Below are 4988 nucleotides of genomic sequence, written 5' to 3' on the forward strand. Positions count from 1 at the left end.
CGACCGCCGACTCGACGCCCTCGGCCTGGCCCCGCCGCCGCTCGACCTGCCGCCCGGGGTCCGCACCGATCTCCGCGCGTTCTTCGCCGGAACCGTCGACCCCACGGCCGTGACGATCCGGCGCGGCCACGTCCCCGGGATCCCGCACCCGCGTGCGTTCGCGTTGCCCGGGCTGATCTACCTCGGCGCCGACCCCGGCGTCGTCGGCATCGCGGGCCTCGACGGCACCGTCCGCCCACGGGCGACCCCGACCCTGGTCCACGAGCTGGTCCACATCTGGCAGGGGCGTTTCCTCGGCCCGCGGTACGTCGTGCGGGCCCTGGGCGAACAGATCCGGCTCGGGCGCCGGGCGTACGACTGGCGGGCCGTGCTCGACCAGCGGGCCGCTCTGCCGGTGGAGGCCCACGCCCAGCTCGTGTCCGACGCCTACGCCGCCCGCTACGGCCCTCCCCGGCAGCCGGCCCTCTCCGGGCGGGACGAGCACCTGCGGGCGGTCGAGGAGGTACTGTCCGGTCTGCGCGCCGGTGACGCGAGCACCCTGCGGGGGCGGACGGTTTAGGGACTGACCACCTCGTCGTCGTACCGTATCAGTCGTGACCGGCACCAACCCAGACGGTATCCCCGCAGACGGTATCGACCCCGACGACCTCGAGACGTGCCTGCGCGTCCTCGACCGGGCCGCGGCGCTCGGCGAGGACCATCCCGACTCCATCCGGGTGCAGCGGTCGGTGGGCCACATGTTCAAGCTCCTCAAGAAGGCGCGGCGCGCCGAGGTGCGCCGCGCGCGCCAGGAGGCCGACAAGGCCGTCATCGAGGCCACGGCGACCGGCTCCCCCACGCGCATCGACGACGAGACCGCCGGCATCCGTCTGGTCTCCAACACGCCGGGCGCCGTCGCCGGCCACCTGCAGCGCGCGGTCGCCTGCTACGTGTGCAAGCAGCTCTACACCCAGGTCGACGCCTTCTACCACCAGTTGTGCCCGGCCTGCGCGGCGGTCAACCGCGCCAAGCGCGACCCGCACATGGACCTCACCGGCCGGCGGGCCCTGCTCACCGGCGGCCGCGCCAAGATCGGCATGTACATCGCGCTCATGCTGCTGCGTGCGGGCGCCGACGTCACCATCACCACCCGCTTCCCGCGCGACGCCGTGCGCCGCTTCGCGCAGATGGACGACTACCCCGACTGGGCGGACCGCGTCCACGTGATCGGCGTGGACCTACGCGACCCTGCGCAGGTGGTGGCGCTGGCCGACGAGGTGGCCGCCGGCGGGCCGCTGGACATCCTCATCAACAACGCCGCGCAGACGGTGCGCCGCTCCCCCGGCTCCTACTCGGGCCTGGTGGAGGGCGAGTCCGCGCCCATCACCGGCCGCGCCGCGGACATCCCCATGGTCACCATGGGCCGCACCTCCGAGCTGCACCCCGCCGCGCTCATGGGCGGCGAGTCGGCACTCATCGGCAGCGAGGAGGCCGAGCGGGAGGCCGACCACATCGCCACCCTCGCGCTGCAGGGCGGCTCGGCGTCGCTGGAGCGCATGGCCGCCGGCACCGCGATCGACGCCGGCGGGCTGCTGCCGGACGTGGTGGACCACAACAGCTGGGTGGCCACGGTCGAGCAGGTCGAGCCGATGGAGATGCTCGAGGTGCAGCTGTGCAACTCGGTCGCCCCGTTCATCCTCGTCTCCCGCCTGCGCCCGGCACTGGCGGCCTCGAAGGCGCGCCGAAAGTACGTCGTCAACGTCTCGGCCATGGAGGGCCAGTTCTCGCGCCGGTACAAGGGCGCCGGGCACCCGCACACCAACATGGCCAAGGCGGGCCTCAACATGCTCACCCGCACCTCCGCGGAGGAGATGTTCACCGAGCACGGCATCCTCATGACCGCCGTGGACACCGGGTGGATCACCGACGAGCGCCCGCACGTGACCAAGGTCCGCCTCCACGAGGAGGGCTTTCACGCCCCGCTGGACCTGGTCGACGGCGCCGCGCGCGTGGTGGACCCGATCGTGCGCGGTGAGGCCGGCGAGGACCTCTACGGATGCTTCCTCAAGGACTTCGAGCCGAGCCCGTGGTGAGCGTCGACGCCGTCCACCGGATCCTGGCCGGGGACCTGCTGCCCACGATCCGCGCCGCCGTGGCCGACCTCGGCGGTGACGAGCCCGGCTCGCTCGTGCACACCCGCCCCACGCCCGCGGGCTCCGGGTGGCCCACCAACTCCGCCGCCGTGCTCGTCCACCACCTGTGCGGGGTCCTGACCTCGTGGGGCGCGGCGTGCCTCGGCGGCGAGACCATCTCCCGCGACCGCGGGGCAGAGTTCGCCTACACCGGCCCCGTGGAGCCCGAACTCGACCGCCTCGCCGCGCTCGTCGGCCGGCTGCCCGGCTGGCTCGCCGCGGCGGTCGAGCGCGGAGACCTCGCCGATCCCGCCGGCACCACGGTCGACGTCGGCCGCGCCCGTGCGGCGGGGACCTTCACCCCGGACTGGGTGGTGGCCCACATCCTTCACGAGGTCGCCGCGCACACCGGCCAGCTGCAGGTGACGCGCGACGTGCTGGCCCCGCGGGGCTCCTCGCAGTGAGCCCCGTCCCGGTCCTGCTCGACTGCGACCCGGGCATCGACGACGCGCTGGCCATCGCCTACCTGGTCGCCGAGCACCGGGCCGGGCGGATCGACCTCGCCGGGCTGGTGTGCACGGCCGGCAACGTCGGACTCGACGACACGGTCGCCAACGCCCTGGCGTGGCTGGACCTGGCTGGCGCGCCTCCGGTGCCCGTGGCCGCCGGTGCACCCGGCCCGATCGCCGTCCCCCACGTGCTGACCCCCGAGACGCACGGCCCCCGCGGGGCGGGGCACGCGGAACTGACGACGACGACGAGGGCGCTCGATCCCCGCGACGGCGCCCGCCTCTGGGTGGAGCTGGCGCGCGCACATCCGGGTGAGCTGGTGGGGATCGTGACCGGTCCCTCGTCCAGCCTGGCCCGGGCGGTGGCGCTCGACCCCGCCCTCCCCGGTCTGTTGGCGCGCCTGGTCGTGATGGGTGGGACGTTCCGCGGGCACCCGGGCAACACCACCCCGGTCAGCGAGTGGAACGTCGACGTCGACCCCGAGGCCGCCGATCGGATCTGCCGGGTGTGGGAGAACGCGCGGGCCGCCGATCCCGCCGTCACCGCCCCGCTGTGGTGCGGCCTGAACCTCACCGAGCGGGCGGTGTGGACGCCAGAGCGCTCGCGGGAGCTGCTCGCCGCCGCCGACACGCCCCTGACCCGCGCCCTGGTGGACGCGCTGCGGTTCTACTTCGAGTTCCACGAGTCCGTCGGCGAGGGCTACCTGGCACAGGTGCACGATCCGCTGGTCGCCTGGCTCGCGCTGCACCCGGGGTCCGAGGTGTCCGTGCCCGCGCACGTGCGGGTCGAGTGCACCGGCGAGCACACGCGCGGGATGACGGTCGCGGACGTGCGTGGTCAGCGCGGGCGGGTCGACAACGCGCGCGTCGCGACCGACCTGCTCCTGCCGGGCGGGGCGGGCGCCGTGCTCGACGAGGTCTGCGCGGCGCTCGCCTCACTGGCCGGCCCACAGGCCTGAGCCGGCTGGGCCGCCCGCCGGCGTCAGTTGTCGGGCCGCGTGAAGTTCCGCGTCGGTGGCGCCGGGTCCGGGACGCACTCCTCGGTGTCGTGCCCGCGCAGCGAGGTCGCGCACGCCACCCCGGCCGCCGCGCCGGTGCCCACGGCGATCGGCACCAACTGCAGGCCGGTCACGATGTCGCCGGCCGCGTACACCCCGCCGACGTTCGTCAGCTGCAGTGAGTTGACGATGAGGCCCCCGTGCTCGTCCATCTCGCAGCCCAGTGCCTCAGCGAGTTCGTTGGTCGGGTGGTGTGCGTAGGAGAAGAACACCTTGGACCCCTCGATCACCCTCCCGTCGTCGAGCCGCACCCCCTCCAGCGCGCCGGGGGCGCCGACCAGCTCGCGGGCGACGCCGTCGACCACCTCGATGCTGTGCTCGGCGCACGCGGCGCGCTGGTCGTCGTCGAAGGCCGGGTCCGCGTCGCTCTCGGTGACGATCACGACCTCGGACGCCCAGTCGAGCAGCTCGGAGGCGTACGCCGGCACGTGGGCGCCGACGCCCAGCACGATGATGCGCTGGCCCGCGGCGGTGAGGCCGTCGCAGGCCGGGCAGTGGTGGACGTCGACACCGTAGTGCTCGTCGATCCCGGCGAGCTCCGGTAGCCGGTCGCGTACGCCGGTGGCGAGGATGATCCGCTTGGCCGTGACGGTGATCGTGTCGTCCGCGCCGCTGTTCGAGGCGTTCGCCGGGGTGATGCGGGCGATGAACCTCTCGTCGGATTCCTTTTCCAGCTCGGCGACGATGCCGTTGAGCCGGCGGACGGTCGGATATCCCTCGAGACCCTCGTGGATGTCGGCATAGAACTCCGCGGGCGTCGTGGGCCCCGTGCCGAGCATGCCGTGGATCTCCGTCGCGGCGAGGTTGCGCTGGTGGCCGGCGTCGACGAGCAGGGTCGAGCGCTGATACCGGCCGACCCACGTCGCGGCGGACAGCCCGGCCGGGCCCCCGCCGATGACGAGGACGTCCACCGACTCGGGAACCGGCTCTTCCGAGGAGTCGGTCAGGGGGCCGGTGCGGGCGTCGCTCATGTCTGTCCTCTCGCGGGCGGCCGGGTGAAGCCACCCTACGGAAAAGGTCGGACGGCCACCGTGTACGCCGGTGACGGAACTAGAACCGGTGCTAGGCTCCACCGGATGTCCGACGGCTCAGAAGGGGTCCGGACACGCGTTGTCGTCCCCTGTCACCGCCCTGGGAGAGTCCATGAGGTCTGTCGCTGCCGCCCTGATCGTCGCCGCGGGTGGCGCGGTCGCCGCCCGCGCCGCGGTGTGGGCGGCTGCGCGTCGTCGGGCGGGCCGGCCGGTGTTCACGATGGCGGGTCCGGGCGCCGCGACCCCTGGCTCCGTCCACCCGGTCGACACCACGACACC

At 73.9% G+C, this 4988-nt stretch carries 5 protein-coding genes; 4 read left to right on the forward strand and 1 reads right to left on the reverse strand.

Features of this window, described 5'->3' with window-relative positions:
- The 4 genes from HMPREF3086_RS16290 to HMPREF3086_RS16305 form a co-directional block, all read left to right on the forward strand.
- The coding region (locus HMPREF3086_RS16290; RefSeq protein WP_070722953.1) for a hypothetical protein at nt 1-559 on the forward strand (559 nt) is incomplete at its 5' end.
- 34 nt (nt 560-593) lie between these two features.
- Nucleotides 594-2072: an SDR family NAD(P)-dependent oxidoreductase gene (locus HMPREF3086_RS16295; protein ID WP_181365959.1), complete on the forward strand. Its 1479-nt coding sequence runs from the start codon at nt 594-596 to the stop codon at nt 2070-2072.
- A complete protein-coding gene (locus tag HMPREF3086_RS16300; protein WP_141764135.1) occupies nt 2066-2575 on the forward strand; it encodes a mycothiol transferase in 510 nt (169 codons plus the stop codon). The genes HMPREF3086_RS16295 and HMPREF3086_RS16300 overlap by 7 nt, the downstream gene beginning before the upstream one ends.
- Nucleotides 2572-3579 carry a nucleoside hydrolase gene (locus HMPREF3086_RS16305; RefSeq protein WP_070722955.1) on the forward strand — a complete coding sequence of 336 codons (1008 nt, stop codon included), beginning with the start codon at nt 2572-2574 and terminating at the stop codon, nt 3577-3579. The genes HMPREF3086_RS16300 and HMPREF3086_RS16305 overlap by 4 nt, the downstream gene beginning before the upstream one ends.
- 23 nt (nt 3580-3602) lie before the next feature.
- Here the strand turns inward: HMPREF3086_RS16305 and HMPREF3086_RS16310 are convergent, their stop codons facing one another.
- Nucleotides 3603-4649: an NAD(P)/FAD-dependent oxidoreductase gene (locus HMPREF3086_RS16310; RefSeq protein ID WP_070722957.1), complete on the reverse strand. Its 1047-nt coding sequence runs from the start codon at nt 4647-4649 to the stop codon at nt 3603-3605.
- Between the last annotated feature and the right edge of the window lie 339 nt (nt 4650-4988).

Source organism: Dietzia sp. HMSC21D01 (genome assembly GCF_001815995.1).
Classification (GTDB): domain Bacteria; phylum Actinomycetota; class Actinomycetes; order Mycobacteriales; family Mycobacteriaceae; genus Dietzia; species Dietzia cinnamea.

Coding starts and splice junctions, on each gene's coding strand:
- HMPREF3086_RS16310 (WP_070722957.1), bottom strand. CDS start 4,649: ATGAGCGACGCCCGCACCGGCCCCCTGACCGACTCCTCGGAAGAGCCG.